Below are 21,151 nucleotides of genomic sequence, written 5' to 3'. Positions count from 1 at the left end.
TGTGCTTACATTATATTAAATGCGAATTTGAAAGATTTGGCTTGGACCAGGGATCAAGTAACTCACAATTGGATGATCGTCACTATGGATATGCCCTTACACGCGAAGAGGTAGTTACATAACCTGATATTAATGATGCTGCCATAGCCAGGAGGGAATGAAATGTCCATCTTTCGTTTAGATGCAGTGGAGTATGGTCAAATTGATGCGCGGTATATCCAGTCGGTGGATCTAACGATTACCAATGCAGGAACTGAAGATTTTGATGTCCTCATACATGGATACCACCCCCATGGAGTCTATTATGTCGGACTGACTCATGTCGCAGTTGGAAATACAGTGAATGTTCCCAATATCACGAACCATAATATGGCATTCAGCCTTCTGCTTGTGACCAATATTAACTACGCGTTCACTACGCTGGTTACCTTACATGCCAAGAATGAGGGACAGCTTGTGGCCGTCTACTCACATTCTGATTTTCAAGTGATTGAATAAGGGGAGGGGTGCGACATGAAGGTGCTGTTCGTCTACTATGTGCCGAGCGGGGGGGTCGAGACATTAAACAGACAGCGATGCCGTGCACTGCGACTAGCCGGAATCGAGGCGCATTGCCTGTATTATAACTGGGGGTCCGGCATGCAGAATGCTGCGGACTTCCCCATCTACGTCACCCGCAATGACATCGAGATCAAGCACATCTTGGATTCGAATAATTTTGACGTCATCGTCGTTACGACGGATCACGCCAGTTTCCCGCGCTTTCGAATGCTGGGGTTCAAAGGGAAATTCGTGCTGGAGATTCAAGGGTATGGACCCAAGAGCGTTGCCCATGCGCAGCTTGCACAGGCAGTTCCATATGTGAATGAATATGCTGACGCGCTGCTCAATCCCAATACCCCGCATATTGCCGCTCTGTTCCAGGAGCTGTATCCGCATAAGCCGCAGTTTCATTTCAACAATTGTTTTGATAGTCAACGGTTCACGTACCATTCTTATCCGAGACCCTCAAGCCCTGTAATGGCATGGCTTGGACGGATCGAGGATAACAAGAATTGGCGAGAGTTTCTTCATGTCGGGCATGCGCTTAAGGGGCATGTTCCTGATCTCCAAATGTGGATGTTCGAGGATAGTGAGCTCAGCCAGCCGGCAGAAAGGGAGCAATTCCTATTACTCATTGATGAATTAGGCCTGTCGGATCGTTTAACCCTTCGGTCCAACGTGCCTAATGCCGAGATGCCTTATTACTATTCAATTATTGGAGACTCAGGCGGATTTCTGTGCTGCACTTCCAAGGTAGAGGGAGCACCTTATGCGGTGCTTGAGGCGATGAGCTGCCGCTGCCCGGTGTTGACAACCGATTCGGATGGGGTATCCACCTCCGTTCATCATAACTACACAGGCAAGTTTTATGTGCTCGGAAACATTGACCATGCCGTTACCGAAGCGCTTGAACTCATGAAGGAACCTGTTCTTCGTGAACAGATTCGAGACCAGGCGAAGAGACATGTCGAGCAGCATTTCAATCCGCATATCTATGCGATGAATTTTGCCGGCCTGCTTCAATCGATAGGGTTGTAAACCCCTTGATGTTAAATGTACGCATAAAAGCAGCCTTATGCCTCCGCGGTTTAACGAGGAATAAGGCTGCTTTTATGTTTGGTCGCCTGCCGTTTATTGGCTAAACGAGGATGTGCGAAGCCAGTGGCGGTAGGTTTCTTCCATGCCTTCTTCCAGGCTAAATAACGGACTCCACTGCAGCAATGCCCGGGTCCTCTCATTATTCAGGCAGCTGTGCAGAATATCGCCGTTCTTCGCGGGCAAATAGTGAACATCAATGCGGTCAGAATGCAGTCTGCTGATGTGATCGACGAGTGAATTGACGGTATGGCCGGTTCCGGTGCTAACATGTAGAACACTCTCGTCCCCGTGTTGAATGGAGGCGAGGTTTGCTTCAACCACATCCTTGACATAAATGAAGTCCCGGGTTTGCTCGCCATCGCCGTATATATGAAACGGAGCACCTTGACGCAGGCGGTCACCAAATACCGCCACAACACCGCCTTCCCCCTTCGCAGTCTGACCCGGACCGTAGACATTCCCATAACGAAGAATGGTGTACTGCAGGCCGAAGAAGCGGTGGTATAAGCGGATATATTGCTCGCCTGCCACCTTGGATAGGGCATAGAAGGAGATTGGATTAACCGGATCATCCTCCGTCAGCTGAGATTTCTCCAGATCTCCATATACGCCAGAAGTCGAAGCAAACACAATCTTACGGACTCCAGCCTTGCGGCAAGCTTCAAGTACATTGATGGTGCCCATTACATTCGCATCCGCATCAAGCCGAGGCTCCTTGATCGACCGCTGCACATCGGCCTGTGCGGCCAAGTGGAACACAACGTCCGGCTTCAGCACGGAGATATACGCCGTTGTCTGCTGGCTGTTTACATCGGCAACATGTAAAATCGCCTCGCTGTGAAGGCGACCTGGATCTCCGGTTGTGAGGTTATCAATCACATGGACTTCATAGCCTTGATTCACGAGTCCGTTCACCAGGTGGGAGCCGATAAAGCCTGCTCCTCCGGTTACAACCATCTTCATGTCTTATACCCTCCAGCCTTTTGTTTGGGATGCTTTATCCTACGTGATACGTAAGGATCATGCATTGGACAATTGACAGGGAGGGCGAAGGAATGGGCAGATTAGATTGACGTTTACATTCCTGTTATAATGGAAGCTGCAATTTAACATTATTTTTACACAAAAGAGGGAATGGAAAATGGAACGCTACCTTGAACAAAGGTTGAGATTATGCATACTCGTTTTTTTGACGCTCTTATTGAAGCTGATCCTTCTAAGAGTGTTTCTGTTTAATGGCGTCGCATGGGGTAAGGTGCTTACCGACGCGTTATCCCTGTTGGCGCTGATTAGCTTTCTGGAGCTGCTCCTGCCGGTAAGAGGCAAAAAGATGGTCTATGTGATCCTAAATGTCGTATTATCGTTCATCATGTTTGCGTCCGCTGTTTATAACGTTCATTTCGGGTCCATACCGACATATACCGCGCTTGCGGGGATCGGGCAAGTAAACCAGGTGAGAGCCAGCATTACGGCTTTGTTAGAGCCGGAGCACTTTCTCTTCTTCCTGGACCTGCTGGTCCTAGTGATCATATGGGCGGTTCGAAAAATTCGTTCCCGCACCCGAGGAGGATTGCATTTTGGCGGAGTCCGTTCCAGTTATTCCGTTTCCTATTCGCGCAGGCCTGGCATGAAGTGGCGCATATCCATGATGGTTGTGCTGGTCATTGCGGGTGTTCTGTCCGGACTTATCATCCGTAAAGAATGGGGAATCGAGAATGAAATCGTGCGAGCGGAGCAAATGGGATTCATGAATTACCAGGTTTCCTCCGTGATCCGGATATCGCAGGAGAACCGTGCGCTGGCCGAAGGGAGTCTGCAAGACACGATTCTGCGCTCCCAGCAGCTCCTGGCGACGTATCCTTACGTTAAGGAAGCAAAGGACAAGCCGGACTACTACGGTGCTGCCAAAGGCAAAAATCTGATCATCGTTCAGATGGAATCGCTGCAGAATTTTCCGGTTGGTCAGTCCCTGAATGGCCAGGAGCTGACACCGGTGATGAACCAGCTCGCAGATGGCGGCCTGTATTTCCCGCATGTCTTCCAACAGATCGGGCAAGGCAACACTTCGGATGCCGAATTTGCGGTCAATACATCGATTTATCCAACCGGAACGGTGGCGATGTCCACCGGATTCGGGAATAAAGAGCTGCCAGGTCTGCCGCGTCTCTTGAACAAGCACGGTTATGTTACGACGACATTCCACGTGAATGACGTGAAGTTCTGGGATCGAAGCAAAATGTACCCGGCGCTTGATTTTCAGCATTATTACGACAAGCCCTACTTCACGAATGATAACTTCAATGAGTTTGGACCTTCCGATGAAGAGCTGTTCCGTGTCGGCGTGGATAAGCTGCTGGAGAATCAACAGCAGAACAAGCCTACCTATGCCCATTACATCACGGTATCCAACCATTCGCCATATCATGTGAAGGATGAATTTGCGAAGATCACTCTGCCGGCTGAACTGGAAGGGACCCATCTGGGGAATTACCTGAAGTCGGTGAATTATTCGGATTATGCACTCGGTACTCTGGTTGACCGTCTGAAGCAGAACGGATTGTGGGATGATACCGTATTGGTGGTGTACGGGGATCACTTCGGCATCAATCCGGCAGAAGCCGACGCCGAGATGATCTCGTCAACGCTGGGCATTCCTTACCATGAGCGGGTCAGCCGATTTAATATCCCGCTTGTCATTCATGTACCCGGCATGAAGGAAGGAAAGGTCATCGAGCAGGTGGGGGGTCAGGTCGATATTCTGCCAACCGTCGCTAACCTTTTAGGCGTATCGCTTGACGATGAAGGCTTTAACGCATTTGGGCATGACCTGCTGAATGTGGACCGCAATGTAATCGGGATGAGATATTATTTACCGACAGGCTCTTTCTTTAATAATGACATTCTGTTCGTTCCCGGTGACGGATTTGAGGATGGCACGGCGGTTTCACTGGAGACGCTCGAGCCCGTCACGGACATCACGCCGTATCGCGGCGATTATGACTATATTCTGCAGTTAATGAAGCTGTCCGATGAATATGTGAAAATGCTGCCCAAGCGAGCGCCATAAAGCCCAATGAATAATTAACGAGGAAGAGGATTGTTTCATCAAGCCGAGCTGGCATGGATGAAGCAATCCTTTTTTTTGTAAAAGCTGCCATGAAGGATTGTCACTGTTTTGTCATCTATGCTATTATTACCCTTATTGTTAACCTAATCATTATTTAAAATGGTTTACATTTAAACAGAGAGGGAGAATGAAGATATGACGACTCAAATTCATTATGATTGGGCGAAGCTGGCTGATCACGTTGTGCGAGGGCATGAAATAACGCCGATTGAGGCTTTGGCCATTCTGAACAGCGAGGATCAGGAACTGCTGACTGTTATGCAAGCTGCATATCGAATCCGCCGCGAGTATTATGGGAACAAGGTTAAGCTGAACATGATCGTTAACGCAAAATCCGGTCTGTGTCCTGAAGATTGCGGATACTGCTCCCAGTCCATCGTGTCGGAAGCGCCTATTGATAAATACGCATGGCTTACCAAAGACAAAATTCTCGAAGGCGCGCGTGAGTCGATTCGCCGAAAGGCGGGAACCTATTGCATCGTTGCTTCCGGTCGTCGTCCTTCCAATCGGGAGATAGATCATGTAGTCGCAGCAGTGAAGGAGATTACACAGACGACTCAGCTGAAGGTGTGCTGTTGTCTGGGCTTTTTGAATGAGGATCATGCGCGCAAGCTCGCTGATGCCGGCGTGCATCGATATAACCATAATCTGAATACTTCCAAAGATAACTATGAACAGATTACGACCACGCATACATACGATGACCGCTTAGATACCGTGAAGCAGGCAAGCTCTTCCGGAATGTCCCCTTGTTCCGGAGCCATTTTCGGAATGGGCGAGAGCCTGGAAGAACGGGTGGAGATTGCGTTTGCTCTGAAGTCGCTTGGAGCCGATTCGATTCCTTGCAATTTTCTGAATGCGATTGAAGGGACTCCTCTTGAAGGACGTAAAGAATTGACCCCGATGATGTGCTTGAAGATTCTTGCCATGATGCGGTTTGTTAACCCTGCGAAGGAGATTCGGATTGCAGGGGGACGTGAAGTGAATCTGCGCTCCTTGCAGCCGTTGGGATTATATGCGGCCAATTCGATCTTCATCGGCGATTATTTAACAACAGAAGGCCAGGCCCATAACGCAGACTGGGAATTGATTGAAGACCTAGGGTTTGAAATTGAGGAATGCGCTCTGTCATGATGTATTGACATTTAGGCATGAAGCACATACTATATACCCGTAGGGGTAGGGTTGGAAGTTGAAAGTTCCATGCTCACCAAGCATCAAGTCGATGCACATGACAATGATGGGGGAATGCTTTGTGCTGATTGCATCTGCCGTTCTGATTATAATTATACTCAGTTTATATTACCGAAGGTATGTACCTATATCTGGCTTGCGGTTCATGAAGTGCAGTGATCTTCGACAGGCCCAGAAGGAATGTCCGAATCTGAAAGTGCTCGATGTACGTGATGTGTCCGATTATATGGCTTGTCCGCGGAAAGAGACGATTAACATCTCTCTTGGAAGGTTGCCTTATGTGTGGGAGCAGGAGCTGAAACCCGACGACTCCGTGGTCATTGTAACGCCCAAGCGTTCGGATGGAATCCTGGCTGCGCGCAAGCTGAAGAAGGCCGGCTTTACTTCGCTTTTTTATTTACAGGAGGATTGCACAGCTTGCAATTCCATGCAGCACATTTCATTGAATTAATGACGATCTGATCAGCAGACTGATGCTGGTCAGATTTTTTTTGTTTTTCGGGTAAGGGGGATCAAATTTGACAATGATAATCGTTATCATTTAGAATAAAAGAATATCGTTCATATTACGGTTATTTTCGCTAAGGGAGTGTTCGTTGAATATGTTGATCGAGACGAAAACGATTATTGTTAAGGCAGGCACATCCAATCTGGTTGTAGAGCGTTTCAGCAAGCCCGGACCCATAGAAGAAATTGAAGGTTTCATTGATCTGAATGTCCTTGTCAAGAATGCAAAGCGTACTGACGAAACGGAAGAGGTCATCGTCATGATTCGCTGGGAATCCAAAGAGGCGTGGAAACGCTGGGAGACCAGTCCCGCGCATATTCAAGGACATCGTGATAACCGCGGCAAGCCGCAGCCTGAGCATGTAATTAGCTCCAGTCACGGCATGTATGAGGTTATGGCAACCAAAGGACCGAGACCTGTTCAACAGGCATAATAATTTAAATTATCCAAAAAGAAGCGGCTGTTAAAGCAGCTTCTTTTTTTTGCTGCATTGTACCGTCGGGTGGGCTCGCAGGGGTTAAAACGGCAGATTTTAGGGAACCGTAAAGGGATGAAAGACAGGATCAGCTCATCATTCAACCTACTGTTTGGAGGAAGTCACCTATGTATCATCTGTACAGCCATAATGATCTGGATGGTGTCGGTTGCGGCATTATCGCCAAATGCGCTTTCGGCGAAGGAATTGATGTCCGTTACAACTCCATTCACGGATTGAATCAACAAGTCGCAAGGTATCTGAACCGGACTTCCTTGCAGGATAATCCGTATGATGTGTTGTTTATTACGGATTTGTCGGTCGCTCCGGATATGGAGAAGGAACTGAACGTGTTTGTCGAAGAGGGAGGGCAGGTGCAGCTTATCGATCACCATAAAACGGCTCTTCACTTGAATGAATATAGCTGGGGGCAAGTGGACGTCACGCATCGGGACGGCCGCTTGGCATCGGCAACCTCGTTATTCTATGAATATTTAATCGAGCATGGACATCTTGGCAGAAGTGAAGCGCTGGATGAGTTTGTAGAGCTGGTTCGCCTCTATGATACGTGGGAATGGGAAGAGAACCAGAAGGTTGAGGCTAAACGCCTGAACGATTTGTTCTATATGTTGTCCCTTGACGAGTTTGAGAGCAAGATGACGCAGCGTCTGCGGGAGCAAGGTGGCTTCTTCTTTGATGAGTTTGAAGAAAAAATATTGGACATGGAAGAGAATAAAATCGATCGCTACATCCGCCGCAAACAGCGAGAGCTCATTCAGACCTTCGTGGGGGAGCATTGCATAGGCATCGTATATGCCGAATCCTATCACTCTGAACTTGCCAGTGAGCTGGGAACGACGTATCCCCACCTGGATTACATTGCTATCTTGAACATGGGGGGGAGGAAAATGAGCCTTCGCACGATTCATGATCACGTGGACGTGTCCGATGTGGCGATGCGGTACGGGGGAGGCGGTCATCCCAAAGCAGCGGGGTGCACGATCACAGAGGAAGTGTATCAGTTATTTGCTGCTGAACCGTTCGAGCTGGAACCGATCCGGTTCGATGCTTCGCGGAATCAGTTCAACATTAAGGGGGCGGAGTCCGGCGTTCTATACGAAAGCTGGGGCGAGGATCTGCTATTTGTTTATGCCAACGCCGGGGAATGGATTGTCGAGTGGAACGGGGAACCCCTCCCATTCCGGTTCAGATCGTTCGAGGAGGCGGAGCGGCACATGAAGCGGCAGTATGGCGTCTGGCTGTCCCGGGATGACGTGTTTGTGAAGATGCTGAAGGAGCAATGGGTGCGAAACCGAACCAATGATCGTCCAGGCCTGCCGCTGGATATGGACGAGGAGAAGTTAATGGAAGATCTGTAGATGTAACAGCATCAAGAGTGGAGTAGATCAATCCTAGAGACGCTTCATTGTTAGACAGGAGGAATATACGGTGAAAAAAATGATCGCTGGCTGGGCTCTTGCCCTGTTAACGGCAGGGATCCTCGCATGGAGTCAGACCCAAAGTCATTCCGAACCCTCCATCCCCTCGGCTGTTCACAGCAAAGAGCTGCTGAAGGATGTTCCTGTACCATGGTCCGCTACGAAGAACACCATTCGATTGAATACATCGGATCCTGTAAATGCGGCCGTACTGACCTCCAAGACGCTGTGGCAGTCCACGAATGAGCACAGTCGACCGCAGACGGTGATTCTGGTGGATGCGGCTCAATGGTCCATAGCGGCCGTGAGCGTCGATCTGACGCAGCTTAGCGAAGGGTCGCTGCTGTTTGTGGAAGAAGAGGGGATTCCCAAGGAAACGCTGGAAGAGCTGCGGCGGTTGAAGCCAAGGGGAGCGGAGCATAACAAGGGCATTGAGATTATCACCGTCGGACCAATCTCGGATCAGGTGATGAAGGAGTTGAACGGGCTTGAATACAAGCTTGATCACATTGCTGCCGGGGAACCTGAAGCAGCAGCAGCCGCGATTGATGAATATGCAGCTAAGGTATCCGGATCTGTACCTACCTCGGTTATTGTCGGATCGATGGACCGTCCGGATTATACGCTCCCCGCGGTGAGCTGGATTGCCCATATGCCGGAAACGATGCTGTATGTTGGCGAGAAGAATGTCCCTGATGAGACAGCACAGGCGCTTCATAAGCGGAAAGGGAAAGCGAATATCTATATCATCGGCCCGGAAAAGGTGGTATCCCGGGCAGTAGAGGACGAGCTGCGGCAATATGGTAAGGTGACGCGAATATCCGGGGATGACCCATTCGAGAATGCCGTTCAATTCGCGCAGTTCAATGATCCTGTAACAGGCTTTGGTTGGGGCGTTCAATCACCGGGGTACAGTCTCTCGTTCTCGACACCAGAGTCCCCCGTATTGTCCATTGCAGCCGCTCCATTGTCCCATATGGGCAAGCATGCCCCTTTATTGTTTACGGAGCGCGACGGGGTGCCACGCTCCATTACGAAGTATGTTGAATCGATCCGCCGTCAAAGTGCTGCGTCCAGGGGGGATGCTCCGTACAATCACGCCTGGATCATTGGAGACGAACAGACTCTGACCATGAAGCTCCAGGGCGAGATTGATGAGATTTTGGATATGGAGTCTGGACATAACTAATGGATCCTCATATTGTCATCGGCAGATGAAGTTGGATATTGAATGTAGAAAGAAACCGTTTCTCGTAATTGGCAGCGGCACTGCCAGGTTACCGAGAATCGGTTTTCTTTTTGTGTGTCGGAAGAGTGGAAGGATCGATTCGTGCTCGTTGCGTCGCAAAACAGAAAAAGAGGGCATCCCGCCAGATCTAACATCTTTTGGGACACCCTCTTTGATATTGGATGATACATGTTCAGGATGCGAACATATATCGTTACATTGCAAATTCAGAGATATTCGCAGGATTAAGCATACCAGCCCCATACGAAGATGAACAGCGTTCCGAAAATCGTGACAAGGCCAACGAACAGAGCGAAGGCAATGTTGATGTAAACGGATTTTTTGTCATCACTTTCCCCGACGTGCATGAACAGCATGAGCTGAACGGCTGCCTGCAGGATCGCGGTGATCAGCAGAACGGCCAATTTCGAAGCTGCCGGCATATCAAGCAGAACGACAAGTGCAACTGCTGAAAGGACGAGAGACGATATATAACCCGCTACATGCTTAATTGGAAACAGCTGTTTTATCATGTCACATCAGTCCTTTCAAGTATACAAAGCTGAAAATGAAGATCCACACAACGTCCAGGAAGTGCCAGTAGAGCGAGAAGATGAAGGACTTGTTGGCTGTGGAATGATCCAGTCCATGCTTTTTAAGTTGAATCAGAATGGCAGTTCCCCACAGGAGACCGAAGGTAACGTGAGCTCCGTGCGTGCCAAGCAATGTGAACAGGCTGGAGGAGAAGGCGCTGGTTGAGAGCGTTACTCCTTCATGCACATAGGTGAAGAATTCGAAGATCTCGATCCCGAGGAATCCCGCACCTAGCAGCAGGGTGATGATCATAAAGATCATCATCTGCTTTTTCAGGCCCAGACGCATCGCATGAACAGCCAAACCGATGGTGAAGCTGCTCGTTAAGAGCAGGAACGTCTCAAGCAGGACCGGCGTAATTTCAAAGATTTCCGCTCCGCTCGGACCGCTGGCAAAGCGGTTCACGAGAACGAAGTAGACGGTAAACAAGGTGGCAAAGAGCGCAATTTCAGCTCCGAGGAACAGCCAGAAGCCAAATATTCGATTACGGTTTTCCTCTGTTCCATATTCCAGCGGCTGAGTGGCATCTATTTTCATACCGTTTCACCCCGCAGTTTCTGTTCGGTTTGAACAATCTCTTCAACCGGAATGTAGTATCCGTGATCACGGTCGAAGGACATGGTTGCCATAATAATCAATACCGCGATACCGGCAACGATGGATGGAATCCACCAGCTGAATACCAGGAAGAAGCCAAGGAAGAAGAAGGCGATACCCAGTATAAACGGTTTTCCGGTGTTGCTTGGCATATGAATCTTCGTGATTTTCTCATCCGAAAGCGGCTCATTGTTTTTCTTCGAGAACCAGAAGGCGTCGCGGCCCTTGACTTTCGGCGTTACCGCAAAGTTGTACACAGGAACCGGACTTGGCGTTGACCATTCCAGTGCGCGTGCATCCCATGGATCTCCTGTTTTGTCGCGCGGCTCGTACCGTGTACTCCAGTAGATGTTGTATACCAGAAGGATGAATCCGATCGCCAGTCCAATTGCGCCGACCATCGACAGCATATTCAGCGGGCCAAAGCCGGTTTCGGCTGAATAGGTGTACGTACGGCGGGTCATCCCCATCAATCCCAGGAAGAACATCGGGAAGAACGTAACATTAAATGAGATGGCAATGAACCAGAATGCGATTTTGCCCAGCTTTTCATTCAGACGGAAGCCGAACACTTTAGGGAACCAGTAATGGAAACCGGCAATGACGGCGAATACGGCGCCTGGAATGAGCACATAGTGGAAGTGGGCAACCAGGAACATCGTATTATGATACTGATAGTCGGCACTGGCCATCGCCAGCATAACGCCGGTTACGCCGCCGATCGTGAAGATCGGAATAAAGGCAAGCGAGTAGAGCATCGGCGTCGTAAAGCTGATTCGACCCTTGCGAAGCGTAAAGAGCCAGTTGAATATTTTGATCCCGGTCGGTACGGCAATCGCCATCGTTGTGATGGAGAAGAAACCGTTGACCATGGCCCCTTGACCCATCGTGTAGAAATGGTGGGCCCATACCAGGAAGGACAATCCGGAAATAATCGCCATGCTTAATACCATGGAGCTATAACCGTACAAGTTCTTTTTGGAGAAGGTCGAGATAATCTCACTGAAAATACCGAATGCCGGCAGAATAACGATATACACCTCAGGGTGACCCCATACCCAGAACAGGTTGGCCCATAGCATATCCATACCGCCGTTCGCCATCGTGAAGAATTGGGAACCAAAGATGCGGTCGAACATCATAAGCAGGAGCGCAATCGTAAGTACAGGGAAAGCAAAGATAATGATGACACAAGTGATCAGTACAGACCACGTAAACATCGGCATGCGCATCAAGGTCATGCCCGGGGCACGCATCTTCAGTATCGTTACGATAAAGTTAAGACCTGTAAGCAAAGTACCAATCCCTGAGATCTGAAGTGACAGAGAGTAGTAGTTATTGCCGACCGTCGGGCTGAATTCGATACTGGCCAGCGGGAAGTAAGCGGACCAGCCGGCATCCGGCGAACCTCCGATAACGAAGGAAATGTTGAACAGCATCGCGCCGGCAAAAAACAACCAGAAGCTGATTGCGTTCAGTTTAGGGAATGCTACGTCACGGGCGCCGATCTGGAGCGGAATGATGACGTTCATCAGACCGAAAATAAACGGCATGGCCATAAAGAGGATCATGATGACCCCGTGAGTCGTGAATACTTCATTGTAATGCTGCCCGGTCAGAAACTTCATCTCCGGTGCGGCGGTTTGCGCACGCATCATGATCGCGTCCACGCCTCCGCGGAACAGCATGATCAATGCACAGATGATGTACATGACACCAATTCTTTTGTGATCCACGGTCGTCAGCCATTCCCGCCACATGTAACCCCACTTCTTGTAATAGGTCAAACCGAAGAGGATTGCGAGCGAGACGAGCACGATACTCACCATGGCGCCGTAAATTAACGGATCACCGGTAACGAAAAATTCGTCCCATTTCATAAAGGCCTAGCTCCTTTCTGGATGTATGAAGTAGATCGGGTGAACAACGTTTCACGCACCGATTTAATGTCCTTCATGTTGATGATTTGGGCTTTCTTCAGCCGGGAAGTTCGGAAGCGGTTCGTTCGGATCCACGTTCGTTTCGCTGTCAAATTCCGTTTCTTCCGTTGTTGCAGGATCCGGGTGGACGTCTTTATGGTCCTGATGCTCCTCATTGCCGTTGACATCGCCGCCATGGTGATGATCTTCGGATGGCGGCGGACTGAATTCCAGATGCGTATTGGAGAAAGTCATCCGACCGACATGCGCGGTATCCAGAAGCTTCTTGAACTCATCTTCCTTCAGTTCAGGCGCGGTGTCCTTTACATCCTTAACCCACTCATCGTACTCGGCAGAGGTCATGGCAAGAGCTTCGAACTCCATATGGGCAAAGCCTTCGCCGTTGAAGTTCGCGTTACGGCCCATCATCGAACCCGGTACGTCGGCAACCATGTTCAGCTTGGTGATCATGTCGCTCATCGCGTACTTCTGTCCGTGAAGCTGAGGAATCCAGAAGCTTGTGATCGGACCGAATGAATACAGCCTGAACTCGATCGGACGATTGGTCGGAATGTTCACGTAATTGACAGTCTCGATTCCTTCTTCCGGATAACTGAAGTGCCATTTCCAGTTCGAGGAGGAAGCGTAAATAACCAGAGGCTCTTGGTTCTCGTAGCCTTCAGGCACATTCTCGACGGCCACCGTCGTTTTGACTGTTACGACCGAGAGCACGGCAACGATCAGAATCGGAATGGCAGTCCACAGAATTTCCAGCCATTTGTTGCCCTCTTCATGAGGCGGCTCGTAACCTTCGTTGGATTTCTTGGCTCGATATTTGGTAAGCATGTAGATATAGAGCGCGTAAACTACCGCTAGAATTCCGACCATCATGAGAATGGAGAATATGATTGTATCGGATAGGGTTCTGGCAGCCGGTCCTTTCGGATCTAATACCGTGAGCGAGCTGCATCCCGATAAGAGCAAGGTAAAGCATAATAACAATGCAAATAACGGCCCTCTTTTGTTCATGATGTACCCCTTTCCTTGAAACGTTCGTTCGATTCAATGTTACTGACACATCTATAGTAGAAAGTTCCGCTCGGCTTTGCAAAACACATAAACTTGTATAATTAACAAATTAATCCACATTCGTGTCAATGTATGTAATTTTATGTGTTCAATTTGTTACAAAAGGGTACGGTTGTGAGCGAAATCATTGTAGTGGCGCGGTTTTGAGGCAGTTCATACTTTGTTCAAACATTCACGAGAGTTACCAGTTTCGTCACAATTCCGGGCCTGTTTTTCGCCGCAATCGACCCCTAAGCCTGCCGAATAAATCCCTGTATTGGTAAGGGTTTAAAGGTGTATGTATATTTTTTCACAATAAACTCGAAGCGTTTTTTTATTTCCAGTTTACTTATTTCCCCAGTAGGCGCGATGAGGCATGTGATATGATATAACTAAAAATTGGAACGGGATTTTTGTCTGGGAATTGTGAAACTCTTGATAGGAAAGAGAGGAGAGCAAGTGCGGTCGTTCTGGATATGGTTTTTATTTCTTGTTTTGAGCTGGCTGGGCGCCTTCGCTCCTGTGCTCCAGCATGTTAATCCGGATCAGTTGCCTTGGAGGCTGGGGAGCAGCGCCATTTTTTTCATGGCCTTTTTTTTGGCGCCATTATTCCGTGCCAGGCCTGCAATGCTATTTGTCACACTGCTCGTAGCGTCGGTATTTTCCGTTATTTCCTTATGGCCGACCAATACGACTGCAACGAACCCGTACATTTTGCTGGTTTATTCCATCCTGGCGGGAAAAGCCGTGTATCGGCTCCCATTCGTTCATGCTGCCTGCATTGGTCTTGTTCTGGCTGCAGGTGCCATGGTGCCGGGTTTGTTCGGATACCCCGAGTTTCCGTGGTTCTTCCTCGTTTTATACTCGGTTATGCTTGCGATGGGGCTGGCCTTATTTCGCACCGTCTTCTCCCGTAATGAAGAGTCAAGAGTGCGATATGAAACGCTGCTCAGTGAGTATCGTAATATGAAGCGTCGCCTGATTACGGATGAGCAGCATGCCAGGCAGGAGGAGCGGGCTCAGGTCGGCCGCGATATCCATGACTCCGTTGGGCATAAATTGACGGCACTGCTCATGCAGCTTGAGATGCACCGGATGCAGGCAGAGGGGGAAACTGCCGAGGTTCTGAAGGGGCTCAAAGCCCTTGCCAAGGAAAGTCTGGAGGAGACCAGGAACGCGGTGAAATCCATGAAGCAGCAGGAGACCAGCGGATTGCCCGCGATCATCGGACTTCTCCGGCGGTTGGAATCCGAGAGCTTTATGCGCGTAACGCTAACGGCGCGGCATGGAGCCTTAACCGTACCTTTAAACAATATCCAATCCATTGCGGTATACCGTGCGGTTCAGGAAGCCATGACCAATGCGATGAAGCATGGGAGCACGCGAGAAGTGCATATCATTTTTGAAGCGCCGGGAGGCGGCATATTCCGTTTTGAGGTAAGCAATCCGTATCACCGGAAACGCGATACATACCGGGAGGGCTATGGTTTAAAAGCGATGCAAGAGCGAATGGAAGAGGCTGGGGGCGAGCTTCAAATCTCCCAGTACGATAACCAATTTATCGTTCGCGGAACGTTGTTCATGTCCAAGTTAATAGAGGAGGGAGTCCGCTGATACGTATATTATTGGCAGAGGATCAGGCCATGGTTCGTCAAGGTCTGAAGATGATGATCGAAAGCGATTCGGATATGCTGGTTGCCGGCGAAGCTGGTAACGGCAAAGAGGCTGTGGCTTTATGCGAAAACCATATCTTTGATGTCGTCGTGCTCGATATCCGAATGCCGGAGATGAACGGATTGGAGGCTGCCCGCATCATACGTTCACGCTGGCCGAAGACAAAAGTGCTGATGCTGACGACGTTTAACGACGATCAGTATGCGGTCGAGGCGCTAAAGAGTGGGGCAAGCGGATACATGCTGAAGGAGGCGGAGCCGGAGGCTTTGATCCGCTCGATTCGAAGCTGCTTGAGCGGTGGATTGTCGCTCCAGGAGGATGTGGCGGCCAAGGTGATCCCCAAACTGCTGGGAGAGAAGAAAGCACCCGTCGTTGATGCTTCGATTACCCCGCGGGAGCTGTCCATCATGCGTCTGGTAGGGGAAGGGCGCAGCAACCGCGAAATCGCAGATGAGCTGGGTTTGTCAATCGGAACGATCAAGAATCACGTCAGCCAGATTATGGACAAACTTGATCTAAGAGACCGGACACAGCTGGCGATTTATGCTATACGGCACAATGTGGTTTGATTCGCGAGAGAGGATGATATCCCGTTAAATCCGAACCTGACATGACTGAAGTCATGGTTCGGAATCAAAGCAATGACCGAGGGCAGTGATGGCACTGCCTTTTTGCATATACACTTGTAGCAGTGGAGGACAGATATGAACGAAGAGCAACAAGGCACGTTAGGGTTCATATCGAGAATGGGGGGACATGATGCTGGAAACCGTAGAACTTCGAAAAGTGTTTAAGGGCAAGACTGCTGTGGAGGAAGTCAGCCTGTATCTGAACCGGGGAGAATCCGTCGGATTGATCGGACCGAACGGCGCCGGGAAATCGACAACAATCTCCATGATATCATCCTTGCTGAAACCGACGGGCGGCGATGTGCGCCTGAACGGCAAAAGCGTGCTCAAGCATCCGCAGGACATTCGCACCGTATTAGGCGTGGTGCCTCAGGAAATTGCCTTGTATGAGGAACTAACCTCGTATGAAAACCTTAAATTCTTCGGGCGCGTATATGGATTGAACGGAAAGGAACTGGAGATCAAAATTCAGGAGCTGCTTGAGACGGTCGGTCTTCGGGATCGCCAGAAGGAGTTAATTCGAACCTATTCCGGAGGCATGAAGAGAAGGATCAATATCGCAGCTGCTCTGCTGCATGATCCGCAAATCGTCATCATGGATGAACCGACCGTGGGCATTGATCCGCAGTCCCGCAATCATATCCTTGAAACCGTGCGGCGCTTAAATCGGGACAAAGGGACAACGGTACTGTACACGAGCCATTACATGGAAGAGGTGGAGCAGCTGTGCAGCCGGATGTACATTATGGATCACGGGCGGATTATCGCATCGGGTACCAAGGAGGAGCTGCAGCACATCTTGTCCGGTGAGGATACGCTGGTCATCCAGCTGAATCGCCCGAATCCGGAGCTGGCCGAGGAGCTTCGCTCCTTAGAAAGCGTCAGGCAGGTTGAGGAGACGGATCATGGGCTGAAGCTCATTGTCATGAAGAACAGTTACATTCTATCCGGTATTGTGCAGGCTGCCGAACGCCATGAAGTGCAGATTCAGAATATCCATATCCAGTCGCCAAGTCTCGAGGATGTATTTCTTCATTTGACCGGCCGCAAACTTCGGGATTGAAGGGAGGGACAGCCGCTTGGGCGTATTTTTCAAAAAAGACTTTCTTGTCTATTGGAGAGACCGGAAAGAGATGCTGATTGCTTTGTTTATGCCATTAGTGCTAATCCTGATTCTTGGATTTGCCTTGCCGAATTGGGTAGAGAATTCGAATGAATCCCTTGAGATGAGAGTTGCATTGGTCGTGAAGGACCGGCATGAAGAGGGAGTCCATGCCTTTCAGGAAACCCTAAAGAGGATGTCGATCAGCCAGGAAGAGAAGAACGAACTGAGTAAAGCAGCCGCGAGTTTCCAACCGGAAGCCCTGTTAATGAATATGTTCGGCAACGATGAGGTTGAGGAATTTCTTCAAGTTGCTGCATTGGATGACAAGACCGCCCATGTGCAGTTGGAGGAAGAGAAAGTGGAGGCCGTCATCACAGTTCCTGAGGGGTACACACTGGCTGCGCTTAACAAGCTGCTCCTGCATGAGGGGGACGGTGCGGTGCTGACTTTGACGGCGCTAGAGAATTCAATGAAAGTGAATGTTCTGCAAAATATGCTGGATGGGTTTTTGGGTGCCGTTAATTATCAAGCTGCACTGGACAGCGGAATGGAAGAACAGGAAAGCAAGGGTGAGGGCGAGCTTGCGCTGGCGAACAGCCCTGTCGGCGGGTTGGAACAAATTGAAGGTGTGGACATGATCACCTCGTTTCAATATTACGCCCTGGCGGTCAGTATATTCTTTGCGCTGTCCGTTTCCACAACGACGGCGTCCAAATCGATCACGGAAAAGCGAGAGATGGTGTTCATGCGTCTCCTTCTCGCCGGAACCCATCCATTTCGCTACTTGTCCGGTAAGGTTGGGTCGACCTTCTGCATGTCTCTGCTGCAATCTGCGGTCCTGCTGATCGTCTCGCATTTTCTGTTTCAGCTTTTTCCGGGGAAATCCCTGATCTTCTGGATCGGTTTGACCTTCATTATCTTCATGATGTGTCTAACGGTTGCGGCGTTATCTGCGCTTTATACGGCCATGCTCTTCCGAATGAAGGACACGGATGTCGCAACCGGCATATCATTCATACTGCTTCTTGTGCTTGGCGTCATCGGAGGGAATCTGGTGCCGATCTATATTTTGCCGGATTGGCTGATGAGCATCGGCAGCGTAACCCCCAACGGCTTGGCCTTAATGTCCATGATTCAGTGGATACAGGGCAGTCCGTTTCAAGAACTATGGCTGCCGATCCTGTATCAAGGGGTGTTCTTCATCGTTATTCTAGCTGCGAGTTTATGGATCTTTCCAAGAAGGGGGCGGATCTGATGGCGCCCATCTTATTATCGCAATGGATGAAAGAAAAGCGAAATCCATGGATGATCATCATGTTCATCGGTCTAAGCATATTGGCCACGCTGATGTTCGGAGGGAAGGCTGACAGCAAGATCAAGATTGACATCTTCACCGCAGACGGGGCGGTTGATGAGTCCGAAGCCAAGTGGATCGAATGGCTGAATCAAAACGATACGTTCGAATTTCGAATGGAGGATGAACAGACGGCAAGAAAGAAAGTGCGCGAGGGGCGCGCAGATCTCGCCGTGAAGCTGGTCTCGGATGATTATCGCATCATAGCCGCAATGGATAACCCATACGCCCAGTTAGCTGATCAGCATCTCCGTACGGTTTATGAACGAGAGCTGCAGCTTCGGGCCGCAGCGGCGAACCTGCAAGATGAAACGAAATTTCGCGAGCATGTGCATGCTTATATGGAGAAACCACCCTTGCGTCTCCAATCCGAGTCGCAGGGTGGGGGAGAACTCGTTTCTCATGATATGGGACTTCAGCTGATGTTCGGATTTTCGTTATTCCTCGTCATGTTTACCATTGGTTTCAAGGTAAATACGATTACGAAGGATAAAGCCTCCGGCGTATGGAATCGGCTGATACTGTCTCCTGTCCGAAAAACAGAGATGTATATGGGTCATCTGCTATACAGCTCTGTGATCGGCATCGTGCAGATCATCCTGGTGATGCTCATCTTTCGGTATGGTTTCGGCTTCGACCTCGGCGACCAATACGGCTTGCTGCTGCTAGTCACTGTGATCTACACACTGACCATCGTCGCTTTATGTATGCTCTTTGTGGGCATATTGCAGTCGCCTGAGCAATTTGGAACGCTGTTTCCGTCCATCATTCCGATCCTGCCGCTCATCAGTGGGGTATATATGCCGCCGGGTACGATCACGAATCCGATTTTGCTTGGTATCGCTGAGGTCATTCCGCTGACCCATGCCATGAAAGCATTGACGGGAATCGCTGTGTATGGCTACGGCTTCGCGGATCTCTGGATCCCGATTTCCAAAATGCTGCTCATCGGGGTGCTGTGCATGGGCATAGGCATTAATCTGATGGAACGGCGTCATGTGTAGGTTACAGGTATGGATTAGCGAAATGAAGCAGGCATACTGACATAAGGCAAGGGCCTTCCCTGTGGATCAAAGTCCTCGGGAATGCCCTTTTTTTCATGACAACGCATGGAGGCGGATAAGCTCCGCAAGCCGGATAAGTCCGCTCTCCAACTGATCGTACGAGGCGTAAGCATAGGATAGGCGCAGATGCTGCTGGTCGTTACGATCATATATATTTCCGGGATTAAGCAAAATGCTCTCCTTCAGCGCTTGCTCGAATAAAGGACGAATGGAGAGGGGGTTCTTGAAACGAAGCCAAATATAGAATCCGCCCTGAGGGATATTCCAGTGTGCGATATCGTGGAAATATTGCTCCAGTAACGATAGGGTAAAATCTCGACGTTTCCTCAGCTCTGACCGGATATGATCGAGATGATTCTCATATAACCCGCTGGAGAGCCATTCTGCGACGGCATGCTGGGAAAGTGAGCTGGAGCCGTAGTCGGTTTGCATTTTGATGTCGGACAGCCGGTCGATGACCGGCGCAGGCCCGACGATCCATCCGATACGCAGTCCGGGACCCAGGGTCTTGGACATGCTGCCCATATAGAGCACCAGACCTTGTTTATCCGAAGCTTTCAGCGGAGGTGGCGAGGGGCTATCGTGCCATAAATCCCCATACACGTCATCCTCGATTAAGGGCAGCCTTTCCTGAGCGCATATCCGAAGCAGCTCTGCCCGCCTGTCAGAAGACATCAGGGTGCCGGTTGGGTTATGAAAGGCAGGGATGGTATACAGCAGGGCAGCCCTGTGTTGGCGCTTGAGTCTTCCGATGGCTTCCGTTCGGATCCCGTTCTCATCCATAGGGATGCCGTGCAAATGCATGCCGGCGGATTGAAACACATGGATCGAGTTCAGGTAAGAGGGATTCTCCACCAACATGGAGGAGCCGTGATGCAGCAGTCCCAGCGAGATCAGCTGTAAGCCTTGCAGCCCGCCGGAGACGATGAGTATGGAAGCAGGGGAGGCTATAATCCCTTTCTTTTCCAAATGCTCACTGATGATTTCTCTTAGATATAGGCTCCCTTTCGGTTCCGAGTAGCCCAAGGTGAAACGGCTGGACATCCTGCCGTTCAACGTCTCCCGCATTTGGTCGGTCGGGAGGAGATCGGGCGAGAGCTCGCCTGTTCCAAGACGGATCATGTTCGAATCGGTTTCCGCACGATTGATTTGCTGGATCATCTGGATGTTGGGCTGATAGGATCCGGATTTTACATATTGATTCCAATCAGGCGGAGGCGTGGCCGCAAGTAAACTCCAAGTATTGTTGATAATCACCGTCCCTTGTCCCACGCGGGATTCAATTAAACCGTCTGCAGCGAGCTCCCCGAGCGCATACACAATGGTGCTGCGGTTAACTTGATATTTGGCAGCTAGCTCTCGCTGCGTGGGAATTCGGGTTCCGACCGGCCATTCCCCGTTCATGATTCTGCTCTTGATATCATCATAAATTTGCTGATGAAGCGGCACATCGGAGTACTTATTTAATTTCCATTCTTCAGCCATAAGTATAAGTAAACCCGCCTTCATGTAGGAATATGCCTCAGTATACCTCA

19 protein-coding genes are annotated in these 21,151 nt (G+C 49.8%); 13 read left to right on the top strand and 6 right to left on the bottom strand.

The window, feature by feature from the left end; genetic code table 11:
• The first annotated feature begins 162 nt into the window (after nt 1-162).
• Together AK95_RS33090 and AK95_RS33085 are read left to right on the top strand one after the other, a co-directional pair.
• On the top strand, nt 163-498 hold the full coding sequence (locus AK95_RS33090; protein WP_071224341.1) for a hypothetical protein: 336 nt from the start codon (nt 163-165) through the stop codon (nt 496-498).
• Nucleotides 499-513: 15 nt separating this feature from the next.
• The gene (locus AK95_RS33085) at nt 514-1,581 is read left to right on the top strand and encodes a glycosyltransferase family 4 protein (protein WP_071224340.1); all 1,068 of its coding nucleotides are present in this window, start codon (nt 514-516) and stop codon (nt 1,579-1,581) included.
• 93 nt (nt 1,582-1,674) lie between these two features.
• Here the strand turns inward: AK95_RS33085 and AK95_RS33080 are convergent, their stop codons facing one another.
• Entirely contained in the window at nt 1,675-2,604 is a 930-nt protein-coding gene (locus AK95_RS33080; protein ID WP_071224339.1) for an NAD-dependent epimerase/dehydratase family protein, read from the bottom strand.
• Nucleotides 2,605-2,782: 178 nt separating this feature from the next.
• On the opposite strand from AK95_RS33080, the gene AK95_RS33075 reads away from it, so the two are divergent.
• From AK95_RS33075 to AK95_RS33050, 6 genes are all read left to right on the top strand, one after another.
• Complete coding sequence (locus tag AK95_RS33075; RefSeq protein ID WP_071224338.1) at nt 2,783-4,708, top strand: LTA synthase family protein; 1,926 nt, start codon at nt 2,783-2,785, stop codon at nt 4,706-4,708.
• 195 nt (nt 4,709-4,903) lie between these two features.
• Entirely contained in the window at nt 4,904-5,902 is a 999-nt protein-coding gene (gene bioB / locus AK95_RS33070) for a biotin synthase BioB (protein ID WP_071224337.1), read from the top strand.
• Between the two features lie 205 nt (nt 5,903-6,107).
• On the top strand, nt 6,108-6,413 hold the full coding sequence (locus AK95_RS33065; protein ID WP_235613279.1) for a rhodanese-like domain-containing protein: 306 nt from the start codon (nt 6,108-6,110) through the stop codon (nt 6,411-6,413).
• A 151-nt stretch (nt 6,414-6,564) separates the two neighbouring features.
• Nucleotides 6,565-6,903, top strand: coding sequence for an antibiotic biosynthesis monooxygenase (locus AK95_RS33060; protein WP_071224335.1), 339 nt, complete (start codon nt 6,565-6,567; stop codon nt 6,901-6,903).
• A 170-nt stretch (nt 6,904-7,073) separates the two neighbouring features.
• Nucleotides 7,074-8,324 carry a DHH family phosphoesterase gene (locus tag AK95_RS33055; protein ID WP_071224334.1) on the top strand — a complete coding sequence of 417 codons (1,251 nt, stop codon included), beginning with the start codon at nt 7,074-7,076 and terminating at the stop codon, nt 8,322-8,324.
• 79 nt (nt 8,325-8,403) lie between these two features.
• The gene (locus AK95_RS33050; RefSeq protein WP_235613282.1) at nt 8,404-9,573 is read left to right on the top strand and encodes a cell wall-binding repeat-containing protein; all 1,170 of its coding nucleotides are present in this window, start codon (nt 8,404-8,406) and stop codon (nt 9,571-9,573) included.
• A 284-nt stretch (nt 9,574-9,857) separates the two neighbouring features.
• On the opposite strand, the gene qoxD is transcribed toward AK95_RS33050, so the two are convergent.
• The 4 genes from qoxD to qoxA form a co-directional block, all read right to left on the bottom strand.
• Nucleotides 9,858-10,145: a cytochrome aa3 quinol oxidase subunit IV gene (gene qoxD / locus AK95_RS33045; RefSeq protein WP_071224332.1), complete on the bottom strand. Its 288-nt coding sequence runs from the start codon at nt 10,143-10,145 to the stop codon at nt 9,858-9,860.
• 1 nt (nt 10,146) lies between these two features.
• A complete protein-coding gene (gene qoxC / locus AK95_RS33040) occupies nt 10,147-10,743 on the bottom strand; it encodes a cytochrome aa3 quinol oxidase subunit III (protein WP_071224331.1) in 597 nt (198 codons plus the stop codon).
• A complete protein-coding gene (gene qoxB, locus AK95_RS33035) occupies nt 10,740-12,683 on the bottom strand; it encodes a cytochrome aa3 quinol oxidase subunit I (RefSeq protein WP_071224330.1) in 1,944 nt (647 codons plus the stop codon). The genes qoxC and qoxB overlap by 4 nt, the downstream gene beginning before the upstream one ends.
• Nucleotides 12,684-12,746: 63 nt before the next feature.
• Nucleotides 12,747-13,751, bottom strand: coding sequence for a cytochrome aa3 quinol oxidase subunit II (gene qoxA, locus AK95_RS33030; RefSeq protein WP_071224329.1), 1,005 nt, complete (start codon nt 13,749-13,751; stop codon nt 12,747-12,749).
• A gap of 498 nt (nt 13,752-14,249) precedes the next feature.
• On the opposite strand from qoxA, the gene AK95_RS33025 reads away from it, so the two are divergent.
• The 5 genes from AK95_RS33025 (at nt 14,250) to AK95_RS33005 (ending at nt 19,556) form a co-directional block, all read left to right on the top strand.
• Nucleotides 14,250-15,404, top strand: coding sequence for a sensor histidine kinase (locus AK95_RS33025; RefSeq protein ID WP_071224328.1), 1,155 nt, complete (start codon nt 14,250-14,252; stop codon nt 15,402-15,404).
• Nucleotides 15,401-16,033: a response regulator gene (locus tag AK95_RS33020; RefSeq protein ID WP_071224327.1), complete on the top strand. Its 633-nt coding sequence runs from the start codon at nt 15,401-15,403 to the stop codon at nt 16,031-16,033. Before AK95_RS33025 ends, AK95_RS33020 begins: the two co-directional genes overlap by 4 nt.
• A gap of 190 nt (nt 16,034-16,223) precedes the next feature.
• The gene (locus AK95_RS33015; RefSeq protein ID WP_071224326.1) at nt 16,224-17,156 is read left to right on the top strand and encodes an ABC transporter ATP-binding protein; all 933 of its coding nucleotides are present in this window, start codon (nt 16,224-16,226) and stop codon (nt 17,154-17,156) included.
• Nucleotides 17,157-17,172: 16 nt separating this feature from the next.
• Complete coding sequence (locus AK95_RS33010; protein WP_071224325.1) at nt 17,173-18,453, top strand: ABC transporter permease; 1,281 nt, start codon at nt 17,173-17,175, stop codon at nt 18,451-18,453.
• Nucleotides 18,453-19,556 carry an ABC transporter permease gene (locus tag AK95_RS33005; RefSeq protein WP_071224324.1) on the top strand — a complete coding sequence of 368 codons (1,104 nt, stop codon included), beginning with the start codon at nt 18,453-18,455 and terminating at the stop codon, nt 19,554-19,556. The genes AK95_RS33010 and AK95_RS33005 overlap by 1 nt, the downstream gene beginning before the upstream one ends.
• Before the next feature lie 93 nt (nt 19,557-19,649).
• Here AK95_RS33005 and pdxR read toward each other — a convergent pair whose 3' ends face one another.
• Nucleotides 19,650-21,101, bottom strand: a complete 1,452-nt coding sequence (pdxR, locus tag AK95_RS33000) for a MocR-like pyridoxine biosynthesis transcription factor PdxR (protein WP_071224323.1) — start codon at nt 21,099-21,101, stop codon at nt 19,650-19,652.
• Between the last annotated feature and the right edge of the window lie 50 nt (nt 21,102-21,151).

Origin of the sequence: Paenibacillus sp. LC231 (assembly GCF_001860525.1) — a bacterium.
In the GTDB taxonomy this organism is placed as follows: Bacteria; Bacillota; Bacilli; order Paenibacillales; family Paenibacillaceae; genus Paenibacillus_AQ.
This window is presented reverse-complemented; position numbering and strand designations above follow the sequence as displayed.

Excerpts from the sequence above, each read along its gene's own strand:
- qoxD (WP_071224332.1), bottom strand. The coding sequence starts at position 10,145 with ATGATAAAACAGCTGTTTCCAATTAAGCATGTAGCGGGTTATATATCG.
- AK95_RS33080 (WP_071224339.1), bottom strand. The coding sequence starts at position 2,604 with ATGAAGATGGTTGTAACCGGAGGAGCAGGCTTTATCGGCTCCCACCTG.
- AK95_RS33090 (WP_071224341.1), top strand. The coding sequence starts at position 163 with ATGTCCATCTTTCGTTTAGATGCAGTGGAGTATGGTCAAATTGATGCG.
- pdxR (WP_071224323.1), bottom strand. The coding sequence starts at position 21,101 with ATGGCTGAAGAATGGAAATTAAATAAGTACTCCGATGTGCCGCTTCAT.
- AK95_RS33085 (WP_071224340.1), top strand. The coding sequence starts at position 514 with ATGAAGGTGCTGTTCGTCTACTATGTGCCGAGCGGGGGGGTCGAGACA.
- bioB (WP_071224337.1), top strand. The coding sequence starts at position 4,904 with ATGACGACTCAAATTCATTATGATTGGGCGAAGCTGGCTGATCACGTT.
- qoxB (WP_071224330.1), bottom strand. The coding sequence starts at position 12,683 with ATGAAATGGGACGAATTTTTCGTTACCGGTGATCCGTTAATTTACGGC.
- qoxA (WP_071224329.1), bottom strand. The coding sequence starts at position 13,751 with ATGAACAAAAGAGGGCCGTTATTTGCATTGTTATTATGCTTTACCTTG.
- AK95_RS33065 (WP_235613279.1), top strand. The coding sequence starts at position 6,108 with ATGAAGTGCAGTGATCTTCGACAGGCCCAGAAGGAATGTCCGAATCTG.
- AK95_RS33075 (WP_071224338.1), top strand. The coding sequence starts at position 2,783 with ATGGAACGCTACCTTGAACAAAGGTTGAGATTATGCATACTCGTTTTT.
- AK95_RS33060 (WP_071224335.1), top strand. The coding sequence starts at position 6,565 with ATGTTGATCGAGACGAAAACGATTATTGTTAAGGCAGGCACATCCAAT.
- AK95_RS33005 (WP_071224324.1), top strand. The coding sequence starts at position 18,453 with ATGGCGCCCATCTTATTATCGCAATGGATGAAAGAAAAGCGAAATCCA.
- AK95_RS33055 (WP_071224334.1), top strand. The coding sequence starts at position 7,074 with ATGTATCATCTGTACAGCCATAATGATCTGGATGGTGTCGGTTGCGGC.
- AK95_RS33015 (WP_071224326.1), top strand. The coding sequence starts at position 16,224 with ATGCTGGAAACCGTAGAACTTCGAAAAGTGTTTAAGGGCAAGACTGCT.
- AK95_RS33050 (WP_235613282.1), top strand. The coding sequence starts at position 8,404 with ATGATCGCTGGCTGGGCTCTTGCCCTGTTAACGGCAGGGATCCTCGCA.
- qoxC (WP_071224331.1), bottom strand. The coding sequence starts at position 10,743 with ATGAAAATAGATGCCACTCAGCCGCTGGAATATGGAACAGAGGAAAAC.